This is a genomic window from Allobosea sp. NPDC055332, from assembly GCF_053645455.1.
Genome location: NZ_JBSHMO010000004.1, coordinates 547,141 through 571,779, shown reverse-complemented (window position 1 = coordinate 571,779; position 24,639 = coordinate 547,141). Strand labels below are relative to the sequence as shown.

At 67.4% G+C, this 24,639-nt stretch carries 23 protein-coding genes; 14 read left to right on the top strand and 9 right to left on the bottom strand.

From position 1 onward, the window contains the following. Positions 1 to 9 precede the first annotated feature (9 nt). From ACWIGM_RS24310 to ACWIGM_RS24290, 5 genes are read right to left on the bottom strand one after another with little or no spacing between them, the layout of a single operon-like run. On the bottom strand, positions 10 to 2,286 hold the full coding sequence (locus tag ACWIGM_RS24310) for a glycoside hydrolase family 31 protein (protein WP_454028536.1): 2,277 nt from the start codon (positions 2,284 to 2,286) through the stop codon (positions 10 to 12). 20 nt (positions 2,287 to 2,306) lie between these two features. Further along, complete coding sequence (locus ACWIGM_RS24305) at positions 2,307 to 3,374, bottom strand: ABC transporter ATP-binding protein (RefSeq protein WP_454028535.1); 1,068 nt, start codon at positions 3,372 to 3,374, stop codon at positions 2,307 to 2,309. Next, positions 3,374 to 4,426 (bottom strand): carbohydrate ABC transporter permease, encoded by a 1,053-nt coding sequence (locus tag ACWIGM_RS24300; protein ID WP_454028534.1) that lies wholly within the window; start codon positions 4,424 to 4,426, stop codon positions 3,374 to 3,376. Before ACWIGM_RS24300 ends, ACWIGM_RS24305 begins: the two co-directional genes overlap by 1 nt. Continuing rightward, positions 4,423 to 5,451, bottom strand: a complete 1,029-nt coding sequence (locus tag ACWIGM_RS24295; protein ID WP_454028533.1) for a carbohydrate ABC transporter permease — start codon at positions 5,449 to 5,451, stop codon at positions 4,423 to 4,425. Before ACWIGM_RS24295 ends, ACWIGM_RS24300 begins: the two co-directional genes overlap by 4 nt. A 5-nt stretch (positions 5,452 to 5,456) precedes the next feature. After that, a complete protein-coding gene (locus tag ACWIGM_RS24290) occupies positions 5,457 to 6,734 on the bottom strand; it encodes an ABC transporter substrate-binding protein (RefSeq protein ID WP_454028532.1) in 1,278 nt (425 codons plus the stop codon). A 145-nt stretch (positions 6,735 to 6,879) separates the two neighbouring features. Here ACWIGM_RS24290 and ACWIGM_RS24285 point away from each other — a divergent pair, with 145 nt between their 5' ends. The 4 genes from ACWIGM_RS24285 (at position 6,880) to ACWIGM_RS24270 (ending at position 10,028) form a co-directional block, all read left to right on the top strand. Continuing rightward, positions 6,880 to 7,917, top strand: coding sequence for a LacI family DNA-binding transcriptional regulator (locus tag ACWIGM_RS24285; RefSeq protein WP_454028531.1), 1,038 nt, complete (start codon positions 6,880 to 6,882; stop codon positions 7,915 to 7,917). Next, positions 7,914 to 8,294: a cupin domain-containing protein gene (locus ACWIGM_RS24280; RefSeq protein WP_454028530.1), complete on the top strand. Its 381-nt coding sequence runs from the start codon at positions 7,914 to 7,916 to the stop codon at positions 8,292 to 8,294. The genes ACWIGM_RS24285 and ACWIGM_RS24280 overlap by 4 nt, the downstream gene beginning before the upstream one ends. A 20-nt stretch (positions 8,295 to 8,314) precedes the next feature. Next, positions 8,315 to 8,695: a methylglyoxal synthase gene (locus ACWIGM_RS24275; RefSeq protein ID WP_454028529.1), complete on the top strand. Its 381-nt coding sequence runs from the start codon at positions 8,315 to 8,317 to the stop codon at positions 8,693 to 8,695. 64 nt (positions 8,696 to 8,759) lie between these two features. After that, positions 8,760 to 10,028, top strand: coding sequence for an NAD(P)/FAD-dependent oxidoreductase (locus ACWIGM_RS24270; protein WP_454028528.1), 1,269 nt, complete (start codon positions 8,760 to 8,762; stop codon positions 10,026 to 10,028). On the opposite strand, the gene pgi is transcribed toward ACWIGM_RS24270, so the two are convergent. The 3 genes from pgi to ACWIGM_RS24255 form a co-directional block, all read right to left on the bottom strand. Continuing rightward, on the bottom strand, positions 10,025 to 11,653 hold the full coding sequence (pgi, locus tag ACWIGM_RS24265) for a glucose-6-phosphate isomerase (RefSeq protein ID WP_454028527.1): 1,629 nt from the start codon (positions 11,651 to 11,653) through the stop codon (positions 10,025 to 10,027). The genes ACWIGM_RS24270 and pgi overlap by 4 nt on opposite strands. 110 nt (positions 11,654 to 11,763) lie before the next feature. Next, complete coding sequence (locus tag ACWIGM_RS24260; protein ID WP_454028526.1) at positions 11,764 to 12,717, bottom strand: carbohydrate kinase family protein; 954 nt, start codon at positions 12,715 to 12,717, stop codon at positions 11,764 to 11,766. Beyond that, positions 12,714 to 13,523, bottom strand: a complete 810-nt coding sequence (locus ACWIGM_RS24255; protein ID WP_454028525.1) for an IclR family transcriptional regulator — start codon at positions 13,521 to 13,523, stop codon at positions 12,714 to 12,716. Before ACWIGM_RS24255 ends, ACWIGM_RS24260 begins: the two co-directional genes overlap by 4 nt. Before the next feature lie 179 nt (positions 13,524 to 13,702). Here ACWIGM_RS24255 and ACWIGM_RS24250 point away from each other — a divergent pair, with 179 nt between their 5' ends. From ACWIGM_RS24250 to ACWIGM_RS24205, 10 genes are all read left to right on the top strand, one after another. Continuing rightward, positions 13,703 to 14,758 (top strand): ABC transporter ATP-binding protein, encoded by a 1,056-nt coding sequence (locus tag ACWIGM_RS24250; RefSeq protein WP_454028524.1) that lies wholly within the window; start codon positions 13,703 to 13,705, stop codon positions 14,756 to 14,758. Beyond that, positions 14,755 to 15,612: an ABC transporter permease gene (locus tag ACWIGM_RS24245; protein WP_454028523.1), complete on the top strand. Its 858-nt coding sequence runs from the start codon at positions 14,755 to 14,757 to the stop codon at positions 15,610 to 15,612. Before ACWIGM_RS24250 ends, ACWIGM_RS24245 begins: the two co-directional genes overlap by 4 nt. A 5-nt stretch (positions 15,613 to 15,617) precedes the next feature. Then, on the top strand, positions 15,618 to 16,412 hold the full coding sequence (locus ACWIGM_RS24240; RefSeq protein ID WP_454028522.1) for an ABC transporter permease: 795 nt from the start codon (positions 15,618 to 15,620) through the stop codon (positions 16,410 to 16,412). A gap of 1 nt (position 16,413) precedes the next feature. Then, the gene (locus tag ACWIGM_RS24235; protein WP_454028521.1) at positions 16,414 to 16,704 is read left to right on the top strand and encodes a (2Fe-2S)-binding protein; all 291 of its coding nucleotides are present in this window, start codon (positions 16,414 to 16,416) and stop codon (positions 16,702 to 16,704) included. Then, the gene (locus ACWIGM_RS24230; RefSeq protein WP_454028520.1) at positions 16,701 to 18,086 is read left to right on the top strand and encodes an FAD/NAD(P)-dependent oxidoreductase; all 1,386 of its coding nucleotides are present in this window, start codon (positions 16,701 to 16,703) and stop codon (positions 18,084 to 18,086) included. The genes ACWIGM_RS24235 and ACWIGM_RS24230 overlap by 4 nt, the downstream gene beginning before the upstream one ends. Continuing rightward, positions 18,083 to 19,270: an NAD(P)/FAD-dependent oxidoreductase gene (locus ACWIGM_RS24225; protein WP_454028519.1), complete on the top strand. Its 1,188-nt coding sequence runs from the start codon at positions 18,083 to 18,085 to the stop codon at positions 19,268 to 19,270. The genes ACWIGM_RS24230 and ACWIGM_RS24225 overlap by 4 nt, the downstream gene beginning before the upstream one ends. Beyond that, positions 19,267 to 20,319 carry an ABC transporter substrate-binding protein gene (locus ACWIGM_RS24220; RefSeq protein ID WP_454028518.1) on the top strand — a complete coding sequence of 351 codons (1,053 nt, stop codon included), beginning with the start codon at positions 19,267 to 19,269 and terminating at the stop codon, positions 20,317 to 20,319. The genes ACWIGM_RS24225 and ACWIGM_RS24220 overlap by 4 nt, the downstream gene beginning before the upstream one ends. Before the next feature lie 174 nt (positions 20,320 to 20,493). After that, on the top strand, positions 20,494 to 21,693 hold the full coding sequence (locus tag ACWIGM_RS24215) for an HD-GYP domain-containing protein (protein ID WP_454028517.1): 1,200 nt from the start codon (positions 20,494 to 20,496) through the stop codon (positions 21,691 to 21,693). 174 nt (positions 21,694 to 21,867) lie between these two features. Then, positions 21,868 to 22,926 (top strand): sugar phosphate isomerase/epimerase family protein, encoded by a 1,059-nt coding sequence (locus ACWIGM_RS24210; RefSeq protein ID WP_454028516.1) that lies wholly within the window; start codon positions 21,868 to 21,870, stop codon positions 22,924 to 22,926. Positions 22,927 to 22,937: 11 nt separating this feature from the next. Further along, entirely contained in the window at positions 22,938 to 24,113 is a 1,176-nt protein-coding gene (locus ACWIGM_RS24205) for a Gfo/Idh/MocA family protein (protein ID WP_454028515.1), read from the top strand. A gap of 61 nt (positions 24,114 to 24,174) precedes the next feature. Here the strand turns inward: ACWIGM_RS24205 and ACWIGM_RS24200 are convergent, their stop codons facing one another. Then, positions 24,175 to 24,600, bottom strand: coding sequence for a DUF1236 domain-containing protein (locus ACWIGM_RS24200; protein WP_454028514.1), 426 nt, complete (start codon positions 24,598 to 24,600; stop codon positions 24,175 to 24,177). Between the last annotated feature and the right edge of the window lie 39 nt (positions 24,601 to 24,639).

Below are 24,639 nucleotides of genomic sequence, written 5' to 3'. Positions count from 1 at the left end.
GGAGCCGGCTCAGCCGCCGATCTGCCGGATCGCAATCGTGTTGAAGCGCGGCTTGGCTTCGCCCTGCTGCTCGATCGCGACCTCGCCATTGCGGACCTCGAAGCGGAGCAGGGTCGAACCAGCGCCACGCCAGTCGGCAGTCTCGCCATCGTCCTCGTAGAGCTCGCCGGAAGCGCCTTCGACCACGCCGCAGACCAGCACCTCGCGCTCCTGGCTGATGCCCTTGGCATCGCCAAGCGGGATCAGCGCCCCAGCCCGCACGAAGAGCGGCAAACGGCCGAGCGGCGCCGCAACCGTGACGGTGACGCCGCCGGGATAGTGCTTGCCGTCATGCCAGTCATACCAGCCGCCCTCATGCTGCGGCAGATAGGCGGCGCGCTCGCGTGCGCCCTCCTCCAGCACCGGCGCGACCAGCACATCCGGGCCGAGCATGAAGACGTCGTCGACCGAAACCGCTGCCGCATCCTGCGGGAAATCGTAGAGCAGCGGGCGCACCGCCGGGATCCCGTCGCGGCTCGCCCGCCACATCTGGGTGTAGAGATAGGGCATCAGCCGGTAGCGCAGCGAGATCGCCTCGCGCACCTGCGGCACCATCTCCGGATACATCCAGGGCAGGTTGACGACGCCGTCATCGTTCCAGGAGTTCATCACCATGCGCGGCCAGAGCGCGCAGAACTCGTTGAAGCGGACGAAGAGCTCCGGGCCCGGCGTCGGGCCGTGGAAGCCGCCGACATCATGGCCGATCGAGAACATGCCCGACAGGCTCATATTGAGCCCCTGAGTCAGGTTGTAGCGCAGCGTCTTCCAGGCGGTCTCGTTGTCGCCCGACCAGGTCTGGGCGTAGCGCGAGATGCCGGCGCAGCCACCGCGCGTGATCGAGTACTGGCGCTTGCCCGGCGTGCGCTCGGCCTGCGCCTCATAGGAGAGCTTGGTCATCAGCAGCGGCTGTGCCGGCCGCGCCAGCGCCTGGCGGAACGGGCGGCCATCGCCGTCGCAGACCGCATCCTCGTCCCAGATCTCGTATTCGTTGTTGTCGTTCCAGACCGTGGTGAAGCCATGGTCGAGCAGCGCGCTCTCGATGCCGGCCCGCCACCAGGCCCGGCCCTTCGGGTTGGTGAAGTCGATATGGAAGCCGAGCCCGTCCCAGAATTGCGCCACCGCCGGCTCGCCGGTCCTGGAATCCTTGACCAGGAAGCCCTGGTCAAGCGCTTCGTTGAGGCGCGGATGATCGTCGAGCAGGCAGGGCTTCAGATTGGCGACGGTGTGCATGCCGGCCTTGTTCAGCCGCTTCATCGTCGCCAGCGGTTCCGGGAACTTGTCGCGGTTCCAGTTGAAGGCGTAGCGGCGCTGGCCGATCTGCGTATAGCCCGAGCCGAAGTGGAAGCTGTCGCAGGGGATGGCGTGCTTGCGGCACTTGGCGATGAAGTCGCTGATGCGGGCATCGGCATCGGGCGCATCGGCGATCGCCATCGAGGTCACGCCGAAGCCGAACGACCAGCGCGGCGCGAAGGCCTGGCCGCCGGTCAGCCAGGAAAAGCGCCTGACCACATCAGGCACGGTCGGGCCGGCCATCACATAATAGTCGAGATCGCCGTCATCGCCTTTCCAGGAGCGGAACAGGCCGTGATAGTTGTCGAGCGTGCAGCCGAGATCGACGCTGCCGGTCGAGAGGTTGTCATAGAATACGCCATGGGCGCCCGCCTTCCCGTCGACGATGAAGAAGGGCAGCATCTTGTAGAGCGGGTCGGACAATTCGGCATCGAAGCCGCAGGGATCGACCGCGTCGATGGCGAAGCGCCGCCCGGTCCGGTCGAGCGGACCGGCCTTGTCGCCCAGCCCGTAGTGCCGCTCGGCATAATCGCGCGCCATAAAATGGGCGAGCGCACCGGTGCGCGGCGAGATCAGATAGGCCTGGGTGGTGCGATCCTGCAGGAAGGGCTCAGCCTCGCCCTCGCGCCGCCAGGCGATGCCGAAGGGCGAAAGCGTGACCTCGGCAGAAAGGCCGCCAGCCGACAGCGTGACCTTGCCCTCGCCTTCGCTGACACTCGCCTGTGGGCGGGTAAAGCCGGAGAGGTCATCGCGCGGGCGTCCTTCATAGGCGGGCTCGAGCCCGCCGGGCGCGATCGACCAGCCGCGGTCGAGCCGGTAGCCGCCCTGCGGCTTCAGCGTCACCCGGCCGATATCGCCTTCGAGGATGCGGACAGCGATCGTCGCGCCGAGGCCGACATCGAACAGGGCGGCTTCGCCGTCGCGGCCGAGATAGCGGCCTTGCGTCAGGGCTTTCATGGGATCTCTCTAGTCAGTCGTCAGGACCGGACGGCCCGGCCGTTCTCGTCGAACAGGTGCAGATGCTGCTGCGGGAAGGCGAGCGCGACGCTGGCGCCACGCTGGTGCTCGCTCTGGCCGTCGAGCCGGAGCGTGATCTGCGGCAGACCGGGCGAGGCGCCATAGAGATAGCTCTCGCCGCCGAGGCGCTCGACCAGCTCGATCGCGAGCGGCACGCCGCCATCCTGCGATGCGAGCGCAAGGTGCTCCGGCCGGATGCCGAGCGTGACCGAGGCTCCCGCAGCGAGGCTCCCGGTCTGGCAGGCGATCTCGTGCCCGGCCTCGCCGATCGCGACGCTACCCGGCCTGACCACCTTGCCCGGCAGCAGGTTCATGCGCGGCGAGCCGATGAAGCCGGCGACGAACAGGTTGTCCGGCCGGTTGTAGAGCTCCAGCGGCGTGCCGACCTGCTCGATCTTGCCGCCATGGAGCACGACGATGCGATGCGCCAGCGTCATCGCCTCGACCTGGTCGTGGGTGACGTAGATCATCGTGCCGCCGATCTCGGCATGCAGCGCTGCGAGTTCCTTGCGGGTCGCGACGCGGAGTTCCGCATCGAGGTTCGAGAGCGGCTCATCGAACAGGAAGATTTTTGGGTCGCGCACGATAGCGCGGCCGATGGCGACACGCTGGCGCTGGCCGCCGGAGAGCGCCTTGGGCTTGCGCTCGAGATAATCGGTCAGGCGCAGCATGCCGGCGGCGCGCTTCACCCTTTTGTCGATCTCGTCGCGCTTGAAGCCCATATTCTCCAGCGCGAAGGCCATGTTCGCGTAGACACTCATATGCGGGTAGAGCGCATAGGACTGGAACACCATGGCAAGCCCGCGCTCGGAAGCCGGCAGCCCGGTGACATCGGCGCCGTCGATCGCGATCGTGCCGCCGGTGATGCTCTCCAGCCCGGCGATCGAGCGCAGCAGGGTCGACTTCCCGCAGCCGGACGGGCCGACGAAGACCACGAACTCGCCGTCGGCGACGTCAAGGTCGATGCCATGCAGCACCGTGGTCGCGCCATAGGCCTTGCGGACGCCCGATAGGCTCAGTCCCGCCATTATTTCATTCCCGTATTGGCGATGCCGGTGGTGATGAAGCGCTGCAGGAAGACGAAGACCAGCGCGACCGGCAGCAGCGTCACCACCGTCATCGCGAGCAGATAGTGCCACTGCGTCTGCAGCTCGCCCTGGAAGGCGTTGAGGCCGATCTGCAGCGTGTAGGCCTCGGTCTTGGTCAGCACGGCGAGCGGCCAGAGGAACTCGTTCCAGCGCCACATGATCGAGAAGATCGCGAGCACGGCCAGCGCCGGCATGGCGAGCGGCATAACGATGCGCCAGTAGATCTGCCACTCCGAGGCCTTGTCCATGCGCGCCGCCTCGATCAGGTCGCGCGGCAGGGTCAGCATGTACTGGCGCAAGAGAAAGACGCCGGTCGGCGTCGCCGCTCCGGGCAGGATCACCGCCCAGAGCGAATTGACCAGGCCAAGCTCCGTGATGACGAGATAGACCGGCACGAGAATGATGGTGATCGGGATCATCAGCGTGCCGATCACCATCAGCATCACCGCCGTCTTGCCGCGGAACTCGTAGATCGAGAGCGCATAGGCCGCCATCGAGTTGATCACCAGCGTGACCAGCGTCGCCACCACGGTGACGAAGACCGAGTTCCACAGGAAGCGCGTGAAGGCGAAGCGCTCGAGCGGCTCGGTGTAGTTCTCGGTCGCGAGCTTGAACTCGCGCACGGGGGTGCGCTTGTCGATCGGCACGCGGATGCTCTGGCCGGGATTGGCCGGGTCGATCATCTGCGCCTGGATGCCGATGCGGCGGACCTGGGCCAGCACCCGCTTCGAGCCGTCCTCCATCGTCACTTCGAACAGCGGCAGCGGCTGGGCATGGCCCTCGACCCTGACCTCCTTCTGCGACATCGGCAGCAGCGAGGGCGGGAATTCGAGCAGGCCGGCCTGCGTCTTGAAAGAGGAGATTCCGAGCCAGAGCACCGGCCCGAACATCAGGACGACGCCGAGCGCGAGATAGGCGTAAGCCGCCATGTCGGTCCAGTGCCAGCGGCCGGGGCTGCGGCGGGCCACCGCCATGCGGGCGAGCCTGTTCATGCGGCCCCCTTGCGGCGGCTCGCCGCGAGCTGGGCCAGGGTCAACGCGAACAGCACGACGCCGAGCACGACGGAGGCGGCCGCCGCTAGGCCGAAATTCTGAACCTGATTGGCGAAGGCAGTCTCGTAGATGTAGTGCACCACCATCAGGGTCGCGGTGCCCGGGCCACCGCCGGTCAGGACGAAGACCTCGTCGAAGGTCTGCACACCGCGGATCAGCGCCAGCACGATCACCACGATCATGTTCGGCCAGAGCAATGGCAAAGTGATGCGCCAGAACACGCGCCAGCGCGGCGTCGCATCCATCTCAGCGGCTTCATAGAGATCGGCCGGGATCGCCTGCAGGCCAGCGAGCAGGATCAGCGTGTAGAAGCCCATATGGGCCCAGATCGAGACGAAGACGATCCAGAACATCGCCCAGCTCGGATCGACCAGGAACAGGATGCGTTCGCCGCCGAGCGAGGTGATCGCGGCATTGAGCAGGCCGTCGCGCTGCAGGATCCATTTCCAGGTCAGCGCCACCACCACCGGCGAGAGCAGGACCGGGAAGAAATAGACGGCGCGGAAGAAGCCGCGCGCCTTGATCTTCATGTTCAGCACCACCGCCGTCAGCAGCGAGAACAGCACCATCGCCGTGACCTGGAAGACGGTGAAGCGGGCGGTGTTGGACACACCGCGCCAGAAATGATCCTCGCGGCAGGAGGACGGATCGAGGAAGGAGCCGCAATCGAAGAGATAGGCGTATTGCTGCGCCCCGACATAAGGCCGCTCGGAGGGGAACAGCCCCGCCCCGCCCGTCACCGAGAAGATGAAGTTGATGATGAGCGGCAGGAAAACAAAGAGCGAGAAGAAAACCAGATTGGGCAGAAGGAAGACATAGGCCATCCGGCGCTCGCCGATCAGCCGCTGCAGAACCTGCATCGGCCAGTCGATCAGCCGCATCAGGACCGCGAGCGGCGCAGCAAAGAGGCTCGCTGCGCCGGCGCGTTCCGGCTGCGCCGCGGGGATGGGAGCGTCGGAGGCCATCCGCCTTACTTCTTGCGCTCGGCGATCTGCTGGGCGATGTCGGATTCCATCCGCTTATAGGCCTCGTCGAGGCTGCCCTCGCCGGAGATCGCCTGGCCGAGCCGGCTGATCACCGCGTTGAAGATGACGCGGTTGCTCGTATAGCCCTGCAATTGATAGGCGACCGGCGAGAGCTGCGCGACCTGGTCAGAAAAGACCTTGAGGGCGGCCTTGGCCGGCGCGCTGGCGCCCTGGTAGTCGAGGCCCTTGGCGGCGATGCCGAGATGGCCGGGCACGAACAGCGAGCGGGCGTAGAACTCGCTCAGCACAGGCTCGCTCGCCAGGTAGTCCATCACCTTGGCGACGGCTTCCGGGCTCTTGGTCGTCTTGATCGCGACGAGACCGGCCCCGCCCGGCATGCCCGAGCAATTGCCGGCGCCGCAGGGCGAGGGAACCGCGATCCAGTCGAAGGCATCGCCGACCGTCTTGTCGAACTGGGCGATCTGCCAGGAGCCCGACTGGTACATCACGACCTGGGCATTCTTGAACTCGTCATTGGCGCCGCGATAGGCCGTGCCGGAGACCGAGCCCCAGAGCTCCTTCTTCATCACGCCGGTGTTGTGCCAGTCATAGACCAGCTTGGCACCGCGCTTGAAACCGTCGTCGATGACAGCCGGCTCGCCCTTGGCGTCGAAGACCTTGGCGCCTTCCGAGACGGCGACCGAGAAGAAGCGGTGGCCGGAACGGTCCATCGCCAGCGGGAACGGCGCCTGGACCTTGGCTGCGACGTCCTTGACCGCCTTGCCCCAATCCTCCCAGGTCGCCTTCGCGCCCGGCATCGCGATGCCGGCCTGCTCGAACAGCGTCTTGTTGACGAAGGGGCCAGTGACAGTGAGCTGCGTCATGAAGCCGGTGATCGCCTTGGTGTCACCTTCGGGGCGCATCCAGGGCAGGAACGGCCCGAAATTCTTCTCCCAATAGGCGGCATCCTTGAGGTGCGGGCGCAGGTCGAGCGCGTAGCGGGCGATGCCGCCGAGGTCGACGACGCGGGCGATGTCCGGCCCCTGGCCGGAGGCGAGCTGGACGGGCAGGTTCTCGGTGATGGCCTTGTAGGGCACCTGGTCGAGCACGACCTTGATGTCCTTGTTCTGGGCTTCGAAGCGCTTGAGCAGGTCGGTGATGACCTCGCCCTCATTGCCGTCGGAATACCAGGCGATACGCACCGTGGTCTGGGCTTGCGCAATCCCGCCCATGACGAGGCCGGCCGTCAAGGCGAGTGCCGAAATCCAATGCTTGCTGTGCATGAGCGTTCCATCCCCGCTGAACCGGCGCCTCGATGAGCACCTTGACAATCATTTAGGCAAACGTTTGCCTAGCTTGTCAATCCCGAAGTGAGCCGGCATCTCTTGGAAGCTGACTCGCTGGGCGAACAGCGGGGATGGGAGCGCGATGAAGACCAGGGCCGCAAGGGCACATCACGGTTCGGTATCGCTCACCACGGTCGCGGAGGACACCGGCGTCTCGATCTCGACCGTCTCGCGCATCGTCAACGGCGAGAGCGGGCGGGCCTCGCCCGAGACGGTGGCACGTGTCGAGGAGGCGATCGCGCGGTTGGGCTATCGACCCAACCCGGTCGGCCGGGCGCTGCGCCAGCGCGCCAGCCGGGTCGTCGCGATGCTCTCGCCCAATCTCGACAACCCGGCCATGGCGGCGATCGCGGTCTCGACCGAGGCGGCGCTGCGGGCCGCCGGCTACGTCATGATCCTCTGCGACACGCATGATCGCGCCGAGCTTCAGGACGACTATCTCCAGGCGATGCGCGAGCAATTCGTAGCCGGCTATGTGATGGTCAGCGCCGTGCGCAGCCGCGGGCTGGAGGAGACGCTCCGGAGGGGCGACCCAATGGTCTTCGTCGCCCGCCACAACCCGCTCGGCGGCGGCGCCTATGTCGGCATCGACAACCGCGCCGCCGGGGCCGACGCCGCCGATTTCATGCTCGCCCGCGGGATCGAGCGCCCGGCCGTGCTGATGGCGGCGCAGAACGTGTCGAGCACGCAGGAACGCGCCTCCGGCTTCATCGACCGCCTCGTCGCACGCGGCGTCCCAGCGGATGCGATCCGCCGCGCCTGCGGTCCCGGCCTGTCGCATATCGAGATCGGCTATGCCGCCGCGCGCGCACTGGTGCAGGAAGGTGGCTGGCCTGAAGGCGCCCTCTGCGTCAGCGACCTGATCGCCTATGGCGCCTATCGGCTCGCGGTCGAAAGCGATGTGCCGATCCCGCAGCGCTGCACGCTGGTCGGCGTCGACGGCAATGCGCTCAACCACTGGATAGCGCCCTGGCTGACCTCGATCCGCATCCCCTATGAGAGCTTCGGCGGGCATGTCGTCAGGCAGCTGCAATCGCTCTGGAGCGGCGAGCCGACCGCGGAGGTCCGCGTTCCGCATGAGCCGCCGATGGTCGGGCTCGCACAGAAGGCAACGGCATGACCCTGCTCGACCACGAAGCCCAGCCGCTCGAGCAATGGCGCGAGGGCGTGATGACGCTGATGCGGGTCTCGGCGCTGGTGCGCTCGGCCCAGCTCTGCATCTTCGAGCAGTTCTGCGATCCCGGTCTCGGCGCTCCCATTCATCTCCACGCCGTCGAGGAGGTCCTGGAAGTGATGGAAGGCGAAGCCGAGGTCATCTTGCGCAGCGAAACTGTGATCCTGCGCGCCAACCAGTCGATCGTGATCCCGGCCGGCGCCCGGCACGGCTTCCGCAATATCGGCAGCGGCATCCTCAAGGTCCGCGCCACCCTCGCCTCGCCGATCTTCGAGGCGAGCTATGATGACCGCGCCGAGCAGTCGCGGCGCTGGATTCCGTGAAGCGATAAAGGAAGGCCACGATGCCGCTGACGATCGGGATGATCGCGCATGACCGCAAGAAGCCGGAACTGGCGCAATGGGCGAGCGACCATGCCGAACTGATCGCGCCGCACCGCATCGTCGCCACCGCCACCACCGGCTCGGTGCTGAAGGAATCCATGCCCGATCTGGAGATCCGTCTGGTCAAGAGCGGCCCGCTCGGCGGCGACCAGCAGATCGGCGCGATGATCGCGCAGGGCGAGCTCGACGCGCTGTTCTTCTTCCCCGATCCGCTGCAGGCCCAGCCGCACGATGTCGACGTCAAGGCGCTGCTGCGGCTGGTGCTGGTCTACGATATCCCCGCCGCCTTCAGCCCGCGCACCGCGACCGCGCTGGCGCAGTCGGGCCTGCTCAAGGGCTGAGGCAAACCCCTGGCTGCAAAGCCGTGCTACAAAAACCTCGCCCTGCCGGAACGAGGAATGGCCGATGAGCGGATCGCATCATGTCGTGGTGATCGGCGGCGGTTTCGCCGGGCTCGAGACCGTGCATCGCCTGTCCGGCGCCGACGCTCGCGTCACCATCGTCGACCGCCGCAATCATCACCTGTTCCAGCCTCTGCTCTACCAGGTGGCCACTGCCTCGCTCGCGACCTCCGAGATCGCCTGGCCGATCCGGCATCTGTTCCGGCGCCGCGGCGACGTGACGACACTGCTCGCCGAGGTCACCGGCGTCGACATCACCAAGCGCGAAGTCGCGCTCTCGACCGGCGAGACGCTGCATTACGACACGCTCGTCATCGCCACCGGCGCGACCCATGCCTATTTCGGCCATGACGACTGGGAACCTTATGCGCCGGGCCTGAAGACGCTCGAGGACGCGACCACCGTTCGCCGCCGTATCCTCATCGCCTTCGAACGGGCCGAGGCGGAAGCCGATCCCGTGCGTCGCGCTGCCCTGCTGACCTTCGTCGTCATCGGCGCCGGCCCGACCGGGGTCGAACTCGCCGGTACGATCGCCGAGCTCGCGCGCGCCACGCTCCCTCAGGATTTCCGACGAATCGACACACGCGAGACCCGCGTCGTACTGGTCGAGGCCGGACCACGCATCCTGCCCGGCTTCACCGAAGACCTCTCGCACTATGCCCATGAGGCGCTGCAGCGCATCGGCGTCGAGATCCGTACCGGCGCGCCGGTCACGGCCTGCGACGGAGCGGGCGTCTCGATCGGACCGGAGAAGCTCCCGGCCGCGACGGCGATCTGGGCGGCCGGTGTGCGCGCTTCCCCGGCCGGTGCCTGGCTCGCTGCCCCGATGGACCGCGCCGGCCGCGTCGAGGTCGCGGCCGACCTCACTGCACCCGGCCACCCGGAGATCTTCGTGATCGGCGACACGGCGAGCGTGATGGATCCGGACGGCAAGCCGGTTCCCGGCATCGCCCCTGCCGCCAAGCAGCAGGGCCGCCATGTCGCGGCGACGATCAAGCGCCGGCTCGCCGGCGACAAGGCGCCCCGCCCCTTCGCCTACAGCCATGCCGGCAGCCTCGCCACCGTCGGCAAACGCGTCGCCATCATCGATTTCGGCCGGGTGAAGCTGAAAGGTTGGCTGGCGTGGTGGCTCTGGGGCCTGGCGCACATCTATTTCCTGATCGGCGTGCGCAACCGGCTCAGCGTCGCGCTGAGCTGGCTCTGGATCCACGCCCGCGACCAGCGCAGCGCCAGACTGATCACCCAGCGCGATGTGAAGCGCGACGGCGCCTAGCGCCCGGTCAGATAGCGCGCCAGCCCCGCCGTCGAGGCATCGTGCGCCTCGGCTGGCGCCTTGCCCTCGATCACCGGCAGCAGTGCCGTCGCCAGCTCCTTGCCGAGCTCGACGCCCCATTGGTCGAAGGCGTTGATGTCGAACACCGCCGCCTCGACGAAGACGCGGTGCTCGTAGAGCGCGATCAGCCGCCCGAGCGTGAACGGGTCGAGCTTGCGATAGGCGATGGTGACGCTCGGCCGGTTGCCGGGGAAGACCTTGTGCGGGGCGAGCTGCTCGACTGCCTCGGGCGACAGGCCCTGCTTCACGAGTTGCGCCTTCGCCTCCTCGAGCGTGCGGCCCTTCATCATCGCCTCGCTCTGGGCGAGGCAATTGGCGAGGAGCAGGCGGTGCTGGTGGGCGAGCTCGGGCTCGTGCCCTTCGGCGGCGATCAGGAATTCGCAGGGGATGGTGTCGGTGCCCTGGTGCAGCAACTGGAAGAAGGCGTGCTGGCCGTTGGTGCCGGGCTCGCCCCAGACCAGTGGGCCGGTCGGCCGCGTCACCGCACCGCCTGCCTTGTGCACGCGCTTGCCGTTCGACTCCATGTCGAGCTGCTGCAGATAGGCCGGCAGGCGCGCCAGCCGTTGGTCGTAAGGCAGGACGGCGCGGGCCGGATAACCGCAGCTCTCGCGATGCCAGAGTCCGATCAGGCCGAACAGCACAGGCAGGTTCCGGGCCAGCGGCGCAGTGCGGAAATGCTCGTCCATCGCATGCGCACCGGCGAGGAAGCTTCGGAAATTTTCCGGCCCGATCGCGATCATCACCGGCAGGCCGATCGCCGACCAGACCGAGTAACGCCCGCCGACCCAGTCCCAGAAGCCGAAGATCCGGTCAGGCTGGATGCCGAAGGCGGCGACCTTGTCGAGGGCGGTCGAGACCGCGGCGAAGTGCTTGGCGACCGCATCTTCGCCGAGCGCTCCGGCGATCCAGCGCCGCGCGGTGGCGGCATTGGTCATGGTCTCGATCGTGGTGAAGGTCTTTGACGCGACGATCACCAGCGTCCGCGCCGGATCGAGCTTCGCCAGGGTATCGGCGATATGGGCGCCGTCGACATTGGAGACGTAATACAGGCGCGGCCCGTCATGATAGGGCGTCAGCGCCAGCGTCGCCATCACCGGCCCGAGATCAGAGCCGCCGATGCCGATATTGACGACATCGGTGAAGCGCTCGCCATCGGCAGCCGCGATCTTGCCGCTGCGGATGCCCTGCGCGAAAGCGGACATGCGCTCCAGGACGGCATTCACTTCTGGCATAACGTCGACGCCGTCGACCTTGACCGGCCGGCCCGACTGGTTGCGCAGCGCCGTATGCAGCACGGCGCGCCCTTCTGTGGTGTTGATCGGCTCGCCCGCGAACATCGCGTCGCGCTTGGCCTCGATATCCGCCGCCTGGGCGAGTGCCAGCAGCAGTTCCACGGTCTCAGTCGTCACCGCCGTCTTGGAATAATCGAGCAGGAGGTCGTCGAGCCGTGCCGAGAAGGTCGAGAAGCGCTTGTTGTCGGAGGCGAAGAGCTCGCGCAGATGCTGCGAGACGGTTCGGGTGCGATGCGCGGAAAGATCCGCCCAGGCCTTCTCCAGCACGATCATTCTCCGTGGCGATTGCGATCGGCCGCCACAGCGGCAAGCCGGGGTAGCATATCGGCTATGGCAAGGTCACGGCGGCAGCCGGGCAGGACAGCTATGCAGAAGGAGGAGCGTCAGCCCGAACGGGCGAGCTCCGCCTTCACCTCTACCGCTTTCGGCAGATCGGCTCCGCGCCGGCCGACCGTGATCGACGCGGCGATTGCGGCATAGTTCAGCAGGTCGTCCAATGCCGCCCGATCGAGCGTCGCGACGCCTTCGACGCTCAGCCGACCCGTCTGCGACAGCCGGGCGAGCAATGCGGCATGGAAACTGTCGCCGGCGCCGACGGTGTCACAAACAGTGACCGCTCTCGCCGGCAGTTCAATCGGGCCTGCGGCAGAAAACCCGAGCACGCCCTCCGCCCCGCGCGTGATCACCACCAGCTTCGCGCCGAGCCCGAGCCAATAGGCAGCGGCGTCCTGCAGGGACAGCTTCCCGCCCCAGGCGATACGGACATCCTCGTCGCTCGTCTTGACGATGGTCGCGGTGCGGTAGAAGCGCTCGGCCGCACGAGCCCATAGCGCCATATCCGGCACCACGCTCGGCCTCAGGTTCGGGTCGACGCTGATCACCCGCCGGCCATGCTCACGTTCGGCGAGAAGTGCGAGCGTCGAGCCAGTAGGCTCGACCGCCATGCTATAGGAGCCGAAGGTCAGCGCCCGTACTTCAGGCGGCAGCGCGGCCGGCAGATCGGTCGGCATCAGGAAGCGATCGGCCGCGCCTTCGCCATGGAAACCGTAGCTCGGCTGCCCGTCCGCTCCGGTCGCGACGGCCGAGATGGTCGAGAGCCGGCCGCTGCGGACGATGAAGCGGGGATCGACGCCTTCCTGCTTCAGTCGCTCCGCCAGCATCGCGCCGATGCCATCCAGCGAGATCGCCCCGAGGTAGCCGGCGGACACGCCGAGCCGCGCCAGGCCGATCGCGACATTGAAGGGCGAGCCGCCGGCGACGGCGCGCCCAGTCATCTGCGCGCCCTCGGGCGGATCGAGGAAGAGGTCGACCAGCGCCTCGCCGCAGACCAGGATCATGACACCGAGCTCAAGCTGCGCGAGGGATGGCGTAGTGCTGTGTCGAACGGATTGAGCATCGCGCCAAGCGCCGCGGCCTCCGTCCTGAGGATGGCGACGACGCCGGGCAGACGCTCCGGCCGCAAGCGATCCGCCAGCGTGCCGACGCTGAGGGCCGCAACGGCGCGACCCTGAGCATCGAAGACGGGCACGCCCAGGCCCGCCATGCCGGGGATCAGCCCGGTGTTGAGATTGACCCAGCCTTGCGTCCGCGCCTTTTCCAGCTCGACCCGCAGTGCCGCCTCGTCGAGGAAGCCGCGATCGAGCAGGCGCGGCACGTTGAAGCGGATCACCGCCTCGCGCTCGGCCTCGGGCAGATGGGCGAGGATGGCCAGACTCCCCTGCCCCAGGCCGAGTGGCACCTTGCCGCCGATGTCGCCGGTGAAGGAGCGGATCGGGAATGGTCCCTCGATCCGGTCGAGGCAGACCGCGTCATAGCCGTTGCGGACCAGCAGGAAGATCGTGTCGGTCAGCGTCGCCGAGAGGCGCAGCAGCACCGGCTTGGCGAGATCGCGCAGGCCATCGGCATGGCCGGCGCGCGCCGCAAGCACGAAGAAGTCGAGCGCCAGCCGGTAGCGTTTGCCGACCTGCTCGACGAAGCCTTCGGCGGCGAGGTCCTGCAGGGCACGATGCGCCGTCGGCTGGCTGCAACCAGCCTGCTCGGCGAGGTCCTTGAGGCGGATTCCACTGGCATCGGCCGCCCCGACGAAGCGCAGCAGGCCGAGCGCGCGGCGCAGACTGGACTGTGGCTCGACAGAATCGATCATCCGCTCACGCTAATCATCTCAACATGCCAACACAATAAATTTCATATAACGGAATTCTTTGTATTAAAATTCTTTTATATGGAATTCTTCGTTGACGAAGTTCCACCACTCCGGCTTCTGAAACGCACGAGGGCAAAAGACCCCGATGAGCGGGCGGGGCGAGCCAAGCGGGAGAGGTCATGGGCTTCCTGACGCTGGAAAACCTGAGCAAGATCTACGGCGATTTCGCCGCGGCGCGCGACATCGACCTCAGCGTCGCCAAAGGCGAGTTCGTCTCGCTGCTCGGCCCTTCCGGCTGCGGCAAGACCACGACGCTGCAGATGATCGCGGGCCTCGTTGAACCGACCACAGGCACGATCACGCTGGATGGTCGCGACATCACCCGCGAGACCCCAAACAAGCGCGGCCTCGGCATCGTCTTCCAGAGCTACGCGCTCTTCCCGCACATGACGGTAGCCGAGAACGTCGCCTTCGGCCTGGAGATGCGCAAGGTCGCCAAGGCGGAGCGGGAGGAGCGCGTCGCAACCATGCTCGGGCTCGTCCATCTCGGCGGCTTTTCCGAGCGCTATCCGCGGCAGCTCTCCGGCGGCCAGCGCCAGCGCGTCGCTATCGCCCGCGCCCTCGTCATCCAGCCGCCTGTGCTGCTGCTCGACGAGCCGCTCTCCAATCTCGACGCCAAACTGCGCGAGGAGATGCAGTTCGAGCTCCGCCGCATCCAGCAGCGCGTCGGCACCACCACGATCATGGTGACGCATGACCAGGCCGAGGCGCTCTCGATCAGCGACCGCGTCGTGGTGATGGAACAGGGCCGGATGACGCAGGTCGACGCGCCCTACAAGCTCTACGAGAACCCGGCGACGCCGTTCATCTCCACCTTCGTCGGCAAGATGAACCGGCTGGAAGGCGTCTGGCGCAAGAGCGCCGCGGAGGTCGCCGGTCTCGCCTTGCCGGCCGAAGCCAGCGGCCTTCGAGAAGGACAGGCGATCGCGCTCTCGATCCGGCCGGAGAAGATCGCGCTGAAGCCGGCAGGCCAGGGCCGGCTCGACGGCACCATCGCCAATCGCTTCTTCCTCGGCGGCTCCTGGCTGTTCACGGTCGAGACCGCGGCGGGCGCCATCCTGGTCTCGGCACCGAACGACGGCGAGGAGCCGGCCCGCGAGGGCGCCAAGATCGCACTTGACTGGCCCCTCACGAGCCAGCGCGTCGAGCCGCTGGCTCAGGGAGTGGCGGCATGAGCGTCGGGCGCTCCGCGGCGACACCGTTCTGGCTCGCCGGGCCGGGCGCGCTGCTCTTCCTCGGGCTGATCGTCCTGCCGCTCGTGCTGACGGTGGTCCTGTCCTTCCACGTCTATGACCACACCAGCGGCATCAAGAACGAGTTCACCCTCGCCCATTACGCGGCGGTGTTCTCGGACGACTACTATCTCGGCGTCTTCTGGCGCACGCTGCGGCTCGCGGCCCTCACCACACTGATCTGCGCCGTCATTGGCGCGCCCGAAGCCTATATCCTGTCGCGGATGCGCGATCCCTGGCGCTCGGTCTTCCTCCTGGTGATCATCGGGCCGCTGCTGGTCTCGGTCGTCGTCCGCGCCTTCGGCTGGAGCATGCTGCTGGGCTCGACCGGGCTGGTGAACCAGGCGCTTCAGATGCTGGGTTTCGACAGCGTCCGCCTGCTCTACACCGAGACCGCGATCGTCATCGCGCTCGTCCACGTCATGCTGCCCTTCATGGTGATCCCGGTCTGGACTGCGTTGCAGAAGCTCGATCCGATGGTCGAGGCCGCCGCCTGGAGCCTCGGCGCCTCGCGCTTCACCGCCTTGCGCCGGGTCGTGCTGCCGCAGGTCTCGCTCGGCATGCTGTCCGGCAGCCTGATCGTCTTCGGCCTCTCGGCCAGCGCCTTCGCCATCCCCGGCCTGCTCGGCGGGCGCCGGCTCAAGATGGCGGCGACGCTGGTCTACGACGAATACATGCACGAGCTGAACTGGCCGCTTGGCGCCACCATCGCGATCATCGTCCTCGCCGCCAATCTCGTGATCATGCTGGCCTATAACCGCGTCATCGAGACGCGAGCCCGCAAGGCCCTGGGGTGAGCGCCATGCAGAAGAACGGCCCGCTCGCGCTCCTCTTCCACACCCTTATCGTCTCCTTCGTGCTGGCGCCGCTCGTGGTGATCTGCCTCGTCGCCTTCACGCCGGAAAACACGCTCTCGATCCCGACCACCAGCTTCTCGCTGCGCTGGTTCAAGGCGATCTTCGAGCACCCAGACTTCGTCGCCTCCTTCGTCAACAGCCTCTGGCTGGCAACGCTCGCCGCGACGCTCTCGGTCGCGATCTCAGTGCCGGCAGCGCTCGCCATCGACCGCTACGATTTTCCCGGCCGCAACGCGCTGAACGCCCTTTTCCTCTCGCCATTGATCATCCCGCACCTCGTGCTTGGCGTCGCCTTCCTGCGGCTCTTCGCGCTGATCGGCGCGACCGGCAGCTTCGGCTGGCTGGTGGCGTGCCATGTCGTCGTGATCACGCCCTATGTGCTGCGCCTGGTGATGGCCGCCTTCACCGGGCTCGACCGCTCGGCCGAACAGGCGGCGATGACGCTCGGCGCCTCGCACTGGACGGTGTTCCGCCGCGTCACTGCACCAATGATCCTGCCCGGCATCACCGGCGGCTGGCTGCTCGCCTTCATCAACAGCTTCGACGAACTCACCATGTCGATCTTCGTAACCTCGCCGCAGACGGTGACCCTGCCGGTGCGGATGTACATGTACGCGACCGAATCCATCGATCCGATGATGGCCGCGGTCTCGGCGCTGATGATCGCGCTCACCGCCGCCGCCATGCTGGTGCTCGACCGCGCCTTCGGCCTCGATAAGATCCTGGTCGGGCAGAAGTGACATGCCGCTCCTGCACCGCCTCGTCCGTGCCGACCACCCGGCCATCCCCTTCACCCTCGACGGCGTCGCTTGCGAGGGTCGCGCCGGCGACACCGTGCTGACCGCGATCCTGACCCAGGCCGAGCGCCTGCGCCTTTCCGAGTTCACGGCCTCGCCGCGCGCCGGTTTCTGCCAGATGGGCGCCTGCCAGGATTGCTGGGTCGTGCTCGAAAGCGGCGAGCGCCTGCGCGCCTGCTCGACGGCGCTGACGGCCGGCATGAGCATCCTTACCCGCCGTGCGAGGACAGCGTGAGCGAGCGCCCGCAGCCGCTGATCGTCGGCGCCGGCCCGGCCGGCATCCGCGCCGCTGAGGCGCTGGTCGCGGCCGGCCTGCGCCCACTCGTGGTCGACGAGGCGCCGGCCTGCGGCGGCCAGATCTACCGCCAGCGTCTCGTCCCGGACGGGCGCGCCAGCCATGACCTTTACGGCTCGGAAGCATCCAAGGCCGAAGCGCTGCACCGCGACTTCGCCGCGCTCGACGGCAAGCTCGACTACTGGCCGCAGGCGCTGCTCTGGAACATCAGCGACGGCCGCGCCGACATCATGGTCGCCGGCACCAGCCGCCAGGTCGCGTATGACGGGCTCCTGCTCGCGACCGGTGCCACCGACCGCATCCTGCCGATCCCCGGCTGGACCCTGCCCGGCGTCTTCACCCTGGGTGGCGCCCAGATCGCGCTGAAGAGCCAGGGCTGCGCGATCGGCTCAGAGATCGTCTTCCTTGGCTCCGGGCCGCTGCTCTATCTCGTCGCCTGGCAGTACATGAAGGCCGGCGCCAGGGTCGCAGCCATTCTCGACACCGCGCCCTTCGCCGCCAAATTCAACCTGCTGCGCGGCCTGCCGCTCTTCCCGGCAATCGTGCTGCGCGGCATGCGGATGACCGCGGAACTGAAACTTGGCGGTGTCGCACTGCACTACGGCGTCGCCGATGTCCGCATTGAGGGCGCAAATAAAGTCGAGGCGATCGCCTGGCGCCAGGACGGGATGGAGCACCGGCTCGCCTGCGACGGCATCGGCTATGGCCTTGCCCTGCGCTCCGAAACCCAGCTCGCCGATCTCGCCGGCTGCCGCTTCGCCTTCAACACGCGCGACCGTGCCCTCTTGCCCGAGCGCGACACTGCCGGCCGCAGCAGTGTTCCCGGCGTCTATCTCGCCGGCGACGGCGCTGGCATCGCCGGAGCGGACGCGGCCGAGCGGGCCGGCGAGCGCGCCGCGCTCGCTCTGCTGCAGGACCGCGGCCTGCCGCATGATACCGCCCGCGCCACCACGCTGGAGGCGGAGCTCGCCCGCATCGGCCGTTTCCGCGAGGTGCTGGAAGCCGCCTTCCCCTTCCCGGCACATTGGATGCGCGACATCGCCGACAGCACCACGCTCTGCCGCTGCGAGGAGATCAGCGCCGGCGAGGTCCGTGCGGCCATCGGCCAGTTCGGCGTGCACGAATTGAACCGGCTGAAGGCGGTGAGCCGCGTCGGCATGGGCCGCTGCCAGGGCCGCATCTGCGGGGCCGCGGCAGCCGAACTGCTGACGCATGAGACGAACCGCGGCATCGAGGCCGTCGGCCGCCTGCGCAGCCAGGCTCCGGTCAAGCCGGTGCCGCTGACGCTCGCGCTCGCGGCGCAGCAGGAGGCGGCGGAATGAGCCGGCGCCTTTCCGTCGACGTCGCGGTCATCGGTGGCGGCCTCGTCGGCTCTTCGGCCGCCCTGGCGCTGCGCGGCATGGGCTTTTCCGTCGCGCTGCTCGACAAGGGCTTTTGCGGTGCGCAGGCCTCGGGCGTGAACTATGGCGGCGTGCGCCGCCAGGGCCGACCGGTCGAGCAATTGCCGCTGTCGCAGCGGGCGCATGCGATCTGGCCGCGGCTCAAGGCGCTGATCGGGATCGACGGTGAGTTCCTGCGGTCCGGCCATCTCAAGCTCGCCCGCAACGATGCCGACATGGTCTCGCTCGAAGCCTATGCGGACGCTGTCGCCGAGCAGGGCCTCGACCTCGAACTGATCGGCCATAACGGCCTGCGCGAGCGCTTCGGCTGGATCGGCGACGGCGTCGTCGGCGCCTCCTTCTGTGCTGGCGACGGCCACGCCAATCCGCGCCTGGTCTCGACCGGTTTTGCCGCCGCGGCGCGCTGGGCCGGGGTGGAGGTGCTGGAGAACACCGCCGTCGAGGGCGTCACCCGCGACGGCGAAGGCTTCGTGCTGGAAGCCGGCAATCTCACCCTGCGCGCCCGCTTCGTCGTCAACAGCGCCGGCGCCTGGGCCGGCCCCTTTGCCGAGAGTTTTGGCGAACCGGTGCCGCTCTCGCGCATCTACCCCTCCATGGTCGTCACCGAGCCGATGGAGCAGGTGATGTCGGTCAATATCGGCATGGAAGGGGGCGGCATCTATGCCCGTCAGGTCGAGCGCGGCAATGTCGTGGTCGGCGGCGAGCGCGCTCTAGCGCTGGCCGATCCCGACTTCTCGCGGCCGCGCGGCGACGGTGCCATCGCGATCATGAACAACGCCGCTGCACTGTTCCCCGGCCTGCGCCATGCCCAGGCGATCCGCTTCTGGAGCGGTACCGAAGGTGCCATGCCAGACAGGAACCCGGTGATCGGCCCGAGCGGGACGACGCCCGGCCTGATCCACGCTTTCGGCTTCACCGGCGCCGGCTTCCAGATTGCCCCGGGCGTCGGCGAGGTGCTCGCCGAGCTCGTCCGGGACGGCGAGACGCAGACCCCGATCGCGGCCTTCTCGATCGGCCGCTTCAAAGAAGATTCCGCCCGCACCGACGCTGGCTCGGGTGCGGGGCAAAACCAAGAGCCGCACAACGCAGGGGAGTTGAGACCATGACCAGCTATCGCACCATCCTGGCAGCCGGCGTTGCCGCCGTCGCGCTTTCCGCCGCCGGCAGCGCTTTCGCCCAGTCGAAGACGCTCTATGTCGGCATGAACGGCGGCAATTTCGAGAAGACCTTCACCCAGGCCGTCTTCCCGGATTTCGAGAAGGCCAACGACGTCAAGCTCGTGGTCGTGCCCGGCACCTCCTCGGACATCCTCGCCAAGGCGACCGCGGCCAAGGACAAGCCGCAGATGCATGTGATGTTCCTCGATGACGGCGTCATGGTCCGCGCCATCGGTGCCGGCCTCTGCGAGAAGCTGAAGAACGGTCCCGAAATGGCCGATCTCGCTCCCGGCACCCGCATGAAGGACGACATGGCCGTCGGCATCGATCTCGGCATGACCGGGCTCGGCTATAATAAGAAGATGTTCGACGAGAAGGGCTGGCCGGCGCCGACCTCGTGGATGGACCTCGCCGATCCCAAGTACAAGGGCAAGGTCGTGTTCCAGTCGGCCTCGGCCTCCTCCTTCGGCCTGCACGCCTTCCTGATGTTCAACCGCATCCAGGGCGGCACCGAGGCCAATGTCGAGCCGGGCTTCACCAAGTTCCGCGACACGATCGGCAAGAACGTGCTCGAATTCATCCCGAGCTCGGCCAAGATCGCCGAGATGGCGCAGACCGGCGAGGCCGCGATCTTCCCGCTGACGCCGACGGCGATCTCGACGCTGAAGGAGAAGGGCATCGGCGTCGAATACGCCCAGCCCAAGGAAGGTTCGGTCGTGCTGATGGTCGCCCAGTGCGTCATCGCCAACAATTCCGAGCCGGCGCTGGCACAAAAGCTCGCCGCCTATCTGCTCTCGCCCGAAGCCCAGTCCAAGGCGCTCGCCGCCGGCAACATCGTGCCCTCGAACACCAAGGCCAAGGCCACGACGCCCGAGGCCGAGACAAAGCTCGAGGCCTTCCACGCCAATATGAAGACGGCGGTCACCCTCGACTGGGATCAGATCAACGCCAAGCGGCCAGAATGGAACAGCCGCTGGAACAAGATGATCGAACGCTGAGCAGCGCCCAATTCAAAGCGGCCCGCCGCAAGGGAAGCCCCCCGGCGGCGGGTCTCATCACATTTGATACTTCGAAATCGCACGCATTCCTTGCATTTTAAGGTTTGCGTTCCATGATCGCAGCGATTCCGGTGCGGCCCTGCCTGCCCTGAAGCGAAGCGACATGGTGGTGGGATGACGCAGTCGGCCGCGCTGGCCTCGCCAGCCTTGGGCGAGGATGAGCAGATCGAGACCCCGGCCAGGGCCGGCCTCGAAGAGCTGACGACGCGCCTCGCCCAAGCGCGCGGAGTCGAGGAGATCCTGCGGGTCGTCCGCGGCGGTGCCCGCAGGCTCGTCGGCGCCGACGGCATCAGCTTCGTCCTGCGCGAAGACGACAAATGCTTCTATGCCGACGAGGACGCGATCGGCCCGCTCTGGAAAGGCCAGCGCTTCCCGCTCGAGCGCTGCATCTCCGGCTGGGCGATGCTGCATGGCGAAGCCGTCGTCATCGAGGACGTCTACTTGGACGATCGCATCCCGCACGCCGCCTACAGGGCGACCTTCGTGCAGAGCCTGGTCATGGTGCCGGTCCATGCCGACGATCCGGTCGCGGCGATCGGCGCCTATTGGGCGCGCCCGCACAAGCCCTCCGATGAGAGCGTCGAGATGCTCAAGCGCATCGCCAACAGCGCCGCACTGGCGATGACCAATGTCGCGCTGTTCTCATCGCTCCACGCCGCGCGCGAGGAGGCGGTGCGGGCTAAGGATGCGCTGATCCTCGCCATGGCGGCGCTCGCCGACACCCGTGACAACGAGACCGGCGACCATATCCGCCGCACCCAGCATTATGTCCGCGCTTTGGCCGAGGCGGCGCGTCGACATGGCCTCTATCAACCCGAGCTCGACGCCGAACTGATCGAGCTGCTCTACAAATCAGCGCCGCTGCACGATATCGGCAAGGTCGGCATCTCCGACGCCATCCTGCGCAAACCCGGCAAGCTCGACGCCGAGGAGTTCGCGATCATGCGCACCCACGCGAAGCTAGGGCACGATGCCATCGCCAATGCCGAACGCTATTTCGGCGGCACCACGAGCTTCCTGACGATCGCCAAAGAGATGGCCTATTCCCATCACGAGCGCTGGGACGGCAAAGGCTATCCGGAAGGCCTTGCCGGCGAGGCCATACCGCTCTGCGGGCGGATCATGGCGATCGCCGATGTCTACGATGCCCTGGTCTGGGACCGTGTCTACAAGGCCGCGATCCCGCACGCCGAGGCGGTGAAAGTGATCGAAGCCGAGCGCGGCCGCCATTTCGATCCAGTGCTGGTCGACACCTTCCTGGAGATCGCTCCGGTCTTCCTGGAGATCAACAGCCAGTTCGGCAGCCCGGCCTGAGCTCTCCGACTTCGCGGTGAACCGCTGCCTTGCTGGCCCCTGCGATCACGCATCGCGGCCGTTCGAGATTTGACAGGCGAGGCCGTCCGGCTACAGTTCTGCAATCGATTACATCGCCATTGAGGCGATCGATTGCGAGCTTCGCCAAGGGGCCGTGTTGTCGGGAGGGTCGCGATGAAGACCATGAAGGGCCCGGGGCTCTTTCTCGCCCAGTTCGTCGGCGATGCGGCGCCGTTCAACTCCCTGGATGCGATCGGCCGCTGGGCCGCCTCGCTCGGCTACAAGGGCGTGCAGATCCCGAGCTGGGACGCTCGCCTGTTCGATCTCGCCAGGGCCGCCGAATCCGACGCCTATTGCGACGAGGTCAAGGGCACGCTCGGCCAGCACGGTCTCTCGATCACCGAACTCTCAACCCATCTCCAGGGCCAGCTCGTCGCCGTCCATCCAGCCTTCGACGAGGCCTTCGACGGCTTCGCCGTCCCCGCCGTGCGTGGCAATCCGAAGGCGCGGCAGGAATGGGCGGTCGCGCAGATGAAGCTCGGCGCGAGAGCCTCGCGCCGACTCGGGCTGTCGGCCAATGTCAGCTTCACCGGCGCGCTCGCCTGGCCTTTCGTCTACCCCTGGCCGCAGCGCCCGGCCAGGCTGGTCGAGACGGCTTTCGAAGAGCTCGGCAAGCGCTGGCGCCCGATCCTCGACGCCTATGACGAGGCCGGCGTCGACCTCTGCTACGAGATCCATCCCGGCGAGGATGTCCATGACGGTGCGACCTTCGAGCGCTTCCTCGATGCGGTCGGCGGCCACCGCAGAGCCTGCATCAACTACGACCCCAGCCATTTCCTGCTGCAGCAGCTCGACTATCTCGCCTTCATCGACCTCTACCACGAGCGCATCAAGGCCTTCCATGTGAAGGACGCGGAGTTCAACCCGAACGGCCGTGTCGGCGTCTATGGCGGCTTCGAGCCCTGGATCGACCGGGCCGGTCGCTTCCGCTCGCTCGGCGACGGCCAGGTCGATTTCGGCGGCATCTTCTCCAAGCTGGCGCAATACGACTACGAGTCCTGGGCCGTGCTCGAATGGGAATGCGCCCTGAAACACCCCGAGGACGGCGCGCGCGAGGGGGCGGAGTTCATCGCCGCCCATATCATCCGCGTCACCGAGAAGGCCTTCGACGACTTCGCCGCAGGCGGCACCGACGAAGCGGCCAACCGGCGCATGCTGGGGCTTGCCCGCTGAAGGAGGCGCCGATGGCGATCGAGGGTTCGACAACGCAAAAACTCAACCGCCGCCTGCGCCTCGGCATGGTCGGCGGCGGACGTGGTGCCTTCATCGGCGCGGTACATCGCATTGCCGCAAGGCTCGACGATCGCTGGCAGCTCACCGCCGGCGCACTCTCTTCCGACCCCGAACGCGGACGGCTCTCGGGTGAGGACCTGCTGCTCGATCCCGCCCGCCTCTATGCCGACGCCGACGAGATGGCCAAGCGCGAGAAGCGCCGCAAGGACGGCATCGACGCGGTCGCGATCGTCACGCCGAACCACGGCCATGCCGCGGCAGCCAAGGCCTTCCTCAAGGCCGGCATCCATGTGATTTGCGACAAACCGCTGACCACCAACCTGCGCGAGGCCGAGGCGCTCGCCAAGCTGGCAGGGGATAGCGGCCTGATCTTCGCGGTCACCCACAACTATACCGGCTACCCGCTGGTGCGGCAGGCCCGCGCCATGGTCGCCGAGGGCGCGATTGGAAAGTTGCGCGTCGTCCAGGTCGAATACGCGCAGGACTGGCTCGCGACCAAGCTTGAGGACAGCGGCCAGAAGCAGGCGGCATGGCGCACTGATCCGGCCAAATCCGGCCCGGCCGGCGCGATCGGCGACATCGGCAGCCATGCCTTCAATCTCGCCGAGTTCATCGCCGGCGACGAGATCGAGGCGCTCTGCGCCGAGGCGCATGTCTTCGTCGAGGGCCGCCGGCTCGACGACAACGCCCATATGCTGCTGCGCTTCAAGGGCGGGGCCCGCGGCATGCTCTGGTGCAGCCAGGTCGCGGCCGGCCAGGAGAACGGCCTGCGCATTCGCCTCTATGGCGAGAAGGGCGGACTCGAATGGCAGCAGGAGAACCCGAACCTGCTGGTCCATTCGCCGCTCGGCGAGCCGCCGCGTCTGATCCGTCGCAATGGCGCCGGCGCCTATCCGGTCGCCAATGCCGCCTCGCGCGTGCCGGCCGGCCACCCAGAAGGCTATCTCGAAGGCTTCGCCCAGCTCTACGCCGATATCGCCGAGCAGATCACGGCGCGGATCGAGCGGCGCGAGCCCGCCCCCTTTTCGACGCAGGTCCCGACCGTGGCCGATGGCGTCCGCGGCGTCCGCTTCATCGAGGCCGCCATCCGCTCCTCGGCCAAGGGCGCGCGCTGGCTGGAACTCTGACGCCGGGCAAACGAAAGCGCGGCCCGAAGGCCGCGCTTTTAGGATTTCGCGTCGGTGGTGATCAGTCGATGATCTGGACGATCCTGCGCGTCTTCGGCTCGACGATCACGGTGCGGTCGTTCACCATCGTGTAGCGGTAGCCCGCCCGCGCCCCATACTCGCGCGGCACCTCGCGATAGGTGACGCCGCGCGTCGGCAAGACCGTGCCGACCTCGAGTGGTTCCTCATAGGCGTAGGACGGCACGCGATGCTCGACCACATACTGGCGGAAGCGCGGCTCGGTGTTGTCGCCGATGATCGCGCCGGCGACCGCGCCGCCGACACCACCGACCACCGCACCGGGCGGCCCGCCGACGATCGCGCCGCCGACTGCCCCGGCTGCGGCACCACCGGCCGCGCCGCCCTGGGCACCCCGGGGATTCTGCTGCGCCATGGCAGCGGTGGAGAACGCGACGATGGCCGTCGCGAGGACCAGTTTCTTCATCATCTGAATTCCTCCTTCCGATGAGAGAACCTTTCAGGGCAA

Coding starts and splice junctions, on each gene's coding strand:
- ACWIGM_RS24310 (WP_454028536.1), bottom strand. CDS start 2,286: ATGAAAGCCCTGACGCAAGGCCGCTATCTCGGCCGCGACGGCGAAGCC.
- ACWIGM_RS24305 (WP_454028535.1), bottom strand. CDS start 3,374: ATGGCGGGACTGAGCCTATCGGGCGTCCGCAAGGCCTATGGCGCGACC.
- ACWIGM_RS24300 (WP_454028534.1), bottom strand. CDS start 4,426: ATGAACAGGCTCGCCCGCATGGCGGTGGCCCGCCGCAGCCCCGGCCGC.
- ACWIGM_RS24295 (WP_454028533.1), bottom strand. CDS start 5,451: ATGGCCTCCGACGCTCCCATCCCCGCGGCGCAGCCGGAACGCGCCGGC.
- ACWIGM_RS24290 (WP_454028532.1), bottom strand. CDS start 6,734: ATGCACAGCAAGCATTGGATTTCGGCACTCGCCTTGACGGCCGGCCTC.
- ACWIGM_RS24285 (WP_454028531.1), top strand. CDS start 6,880: ATGAAGACCAGGGCCGCAAGGGCACATCACGGTTCGGTATCGCTCACC.
- ACWIGM_RS24280 (WP_454028530.1), top strand. CDS start 7,914: ATGACCCTGCTCGACCACGAAGCCCAGCCGCTCGAGCAATGGCGCGAG.
- ACWIGM_RS24275 (WP_454028529.1), top strand. CDS start 8,315: ATGCCGCTGACGATCGGGATGATCGCGCATGACCGCAAGAAGCCGGAA.
- ACWIGM_RS24270 (WP_454028528.1), top strand. CDS start 8,760: ATGAGCGGATCGCATCATGTCGTGGTGATCGGCGGCGGTTTCGCCGGG.
- pgi (WP_454028527.1), bottom strand. CDS start 11,653: ATGATCGTGCTGGAGAAGGCCTGGGCGGATCTTTCCGCGCATCGCACC.
- ACWIGM_RS24260 (WP_454028526.1), bottom strand. CDS start 12,717: ATGATCCTGGTCTGCGGCGAGGCGCTGGTCGACCTCTTCCTCGATCCG.
- ACWIGM_RS24255 (WP_454028525.1), bottom strand. CDS start 13,523: ATGATCGATTCTGTCGAGCCACAGTCCAGTCTGCGCCGCGCGCTCGGC.
- ACWIGM_RS24250 (WP_454028524.1), top strand. CDS start 13,703: ATGGGCTTCCTGACGCTGGAAAACCTGAGCAAGATCTACGGCGATTTC.
- ACWIGM_RS24245 (WP_454028523.1), top strand. CDS start 14,755: ATGAGCGTCGGGCGCTCCGCGGCGACACCGTTCTGGCTCGCCGGGCCG.
- ACWIGM_RS24240 (WP_454028522.1), top strand. CDS start 15,618: ATGCAGAAGAACGGCCCGCTCGCGCTCCTCTTCCACACCCTTATCGTC.
- ACWIGM_RS24235 (WP_454028521.1), top strand. CDS start 16,414: ATGCCGCTCCTGCACCGCCTCGTCCGTGCCGACCACCCGGCCATCCCC.
- ACWIGM_RS24225 (WP_454028519.1), top strand. CDS start 18,083: ATGAGCCGGCGCCTTTCCGTCGACGTCGCGGTCATCGGTGGCGGCCTC.
- ACWIGM_RS24220 (WP_454028518.1), top strand. CDS start 19,267: ATGACCAGCTATCGCACCATCCTGGCAGCCGGCGTTGCCGCCGTCGCG.
- ACWIGM_RS24215 (WP_454028517.1), top strand. CDS start 20,494: ATGACGCAGTCGGCCGCGCTGGCCTCGCCAGCCTTGGGCGAGGATGAG.
- ACWIGM_RS24210 (WP_454028516.1), top strand. CDS start 21,868: ATGAAGACCATGAAGGGCCCGGGGCTCTTTCTCGCCCAGTTCGTCGGC.
- ACWIGM_RS24205 (WP_454028515.1), top strand. CDS start 22,938: ATGGCGATCGAGGGTTCGACAACGCAAAAACTCAACCGCCGCCTGCGC.
- ACWIGM_RS24200 (WP_454028514.1), bottom strand. CDS start 24,600: ATGATGAAGAAACTGGTCCTCGCGACGGCCATCGTCGCGTTCTCCACC.